This is a genomic window from Burkholderia sp. Tr-20355 (assembly GCF_017104685.1).
Classification (GTDB): Bacteria; Pseudomonadota; Gammaproteobacteria; order Burkholderiales; family Burkholderiaceae; genus Burkholderia; species Burkholderia seminalis.
In genome coordinates this window covers 1-2,160 of record NZ_JAAGPK010000353.1, presented here as the reverse complement: position 1 = coordinate 2,160, position 2,160 = coordinate 1, and the positions used below count along the sequence as shown (strand labels likewise).

At 71.3% G+C, this 2,160-nt stretch carries 2 protein-coding genes and 1 pseudogene; 2 read left to right on the top strand and 1 reads right to left on the bottom strand.

Going from position 1 to position 2,160, the window contains the following annotated elements; genetic code table 11:
* Both G3N62_RS35265 and nth read left to right on the top strand, forming a co-directional pair.
* Nucleotides 1–414 (top strand): annotated as a pseudogene (locus G3N62_RS35265) (hypothetical protein); the annotation flags it as partial.
* Nucleotides 411–1,055 carry an endonuclease III gene (nth, locus tag G3N62_RS35260; RefSeq protein ID WP_034190738.1) on the top strand — a complete coding sequence of 215 codons (645 nt, stop codon included), beginning with the start codon at nucleotides 411–413 and terminating at the stop codon, nucleotides 1,053–1,055. The pseudogene G3N62_RS35265 and the gene nth, both read left to right, overlap by 4 nt.
* Nucleotides 1,056–1,135: 80 nt before the next feature.
* On the opposite strand, the gene G3N62_RS35255 is transcribed toward nth, so the two are convergent.
* On the bottom strand, nucleotides 1,136–2,065 hold the full coding sequence (locus G3N62_RS35255; protein WP_124670609.1) for a DMT family transporter: 930 nt from the start codon (nucleotides 2,063–2,065) through the stop codon (nucleotides 1,136–1,138).
* Between the last annotated feature and the right edge of the window lie 95 nt (nucleotides 2,066–2,160).

Here is a 2,160-nt window from a genome sequence, read left to right as displayed (position 1 = left end):
TATCTTGCTATGACACACCCCGACTCGAAAGCTACACTGACCTTAACACCCTTCCCCTACACGCCGCTCTTCCGATCGGCCGCGGGCCCCCACCCGGCGGCCCCGCCGGACGCCCCGGCCGCCGACGACGCCGAAGCGAAGAAGCGCGCGATCATCGCCGCCGCGCTCGAACGCGCGCGCAAGAAGAAGGAAGAACTGTCCGGGCAAGGCGCCGGGCCGAAGAACACCGAAGGCGTGAGCGCAGCCGTCCAGGCCCAGATCGACGCGGCCGAGGCGCGCCGCAAACGGCTCGCCGAACAGCAGGCGCGGCGCGACGCCGACGCCGCGGCGGCAAGCGGCAACGATCAACCGAACGACGCAGGCAACGACGACCCAGGCAGCCCATCCGCGCCGCCCGACCAGAACGCCCCATGAACGCCAGCAAACGACGCGCGATCTACGAAACGCTGCAGAGCCTCAATCCGCATCCCACCACCGAACTCGAATACTCGACGCCGTTCGAGTTGCTGATCGCCGTGATGCTGTCCGCGCAGGCGACCGACGTATCGGTCAACAAGGCGATGCGGAAGATGTTCCCGGTCGCGAACACCCCGCGACAAATCGTCGCGCTTGGCGAGGAAGGCGTCACCGAGTACATCAAGACGATCGGCCTGTACCGGACCAAGGCGAAGAACGTGGTCGCGACGAGCCGGATCCTGCTCGAGCGCTACGACGGTGAGGTGCCGGCCGATCGCGAAGCGCTCGAAGGCTTGCCGGGCGTCGGCCGCAAGACCGCGAACGTCGTGCTGAACACCGCGTTCGGCCAGCCGACGATCGCGGTCGACACGCATATCTTCCGCGTCGCGAACCGCACGGGGCTCGCGCCGGGCAAGGACGTGCGGGCCGTCGAGACCGCACTCGAGAAGTTCACGCCGAAGGAATTCCTGCAGGACGCGCATCACTGGCTGATCCTGCACGGGCGCTATGTGTGCAAGGCCCGCAAGCCCGAATGCTGGCACTGCGCGATCGAGCCGTTGTGCGAATTCCGGCCGAAGACGCCGCCGCCCAACGAGTAAGCGTCAGGCCCGCCGGCGACACGCGATGCGGGCCGGCACCGCAGGCGCCGACGCGGCGCCCGCGTCGCGCCCCTCCCCGACTATGCGTTCGACGTCGCGGTCGCATCGTCGGCGGCCGCGCCGCCTGCGCGCACGAGCGCCAGCACCGCCGCCAGAATCGCGACGCCGCCCGCCCACTGCAGCGGCGACAACGCTTCCCCGAACAGCAGCGCCGCGAGCGCGACCGTCACGACCGGCTCGAGCGTCGACAGCATCGACGTCCGCGCGGCCCCGAGCCGTTCGAGCCCGGAGAAGAACGCGAGCATGGCCGCGACCGTCGACACCAGCGCGATCGCGAGCATCGCCGCCCAGCCGCCGCTCGTCGCGGGCCAGCGCGGTGGCGCGCCGAACGCGGCGGTCCGCACGACGGCGATCACCATGAGCGTGGCGGTCGCCGACAGGCAGATGATCGCCGTCGTCGCGAGCGGATCGACGCCGCGCGTCGCCTTCGTGCCGCCGACGATGTACAGCGAATAGATCACCGCGGCCGCCAGCGCGAGCGCGATCCCGAGCGGCTCGCCATGCCCGCCGCCGACCATCAGCGCGGAACCCGCGACGCACAGCACGAGCGCGACGGCCTTCGCGCGCGTCAGGCGCTCGCCCAGCCACCACGCGGCCAGCAGCGTGACGAACGCCGGATACAGGTACAGCAGCAGCGCGACGAGGCTCGCCTGCGCGTGCTGCAGCGCGCTGAAATAGCAGAACGACTGCCCGACGTAGCCGAGCGCGCCCATCGCGACGAGCGGCACGAGCGCGCGTCCGCGCGGCCAGGCGACGCGACGATGTCGCGCGATCGCGGCCAGCACCGCGCCGCCGATCGCGAAGCGCACGATCAGCAGCCCGAGCACGTCGACACCGGCCGCATACGCGTAGCGGCCGAAAATCGCCATCGCGCCGAAAGCGGCCGCGGACAGCGCGACATAAAGCGCGCCCTGCAGGGCGGCGGACGACGGGCGGGCGGTGGCGGTCATGATGAAACGGGCGAGCGAGGCGCCGGGGCGGGAACCGTCGGAGTGTAGCGGCGCGGCGGCCGCCCGCCTAGCCCGCGCTTGCCCGCCGCGCCGCG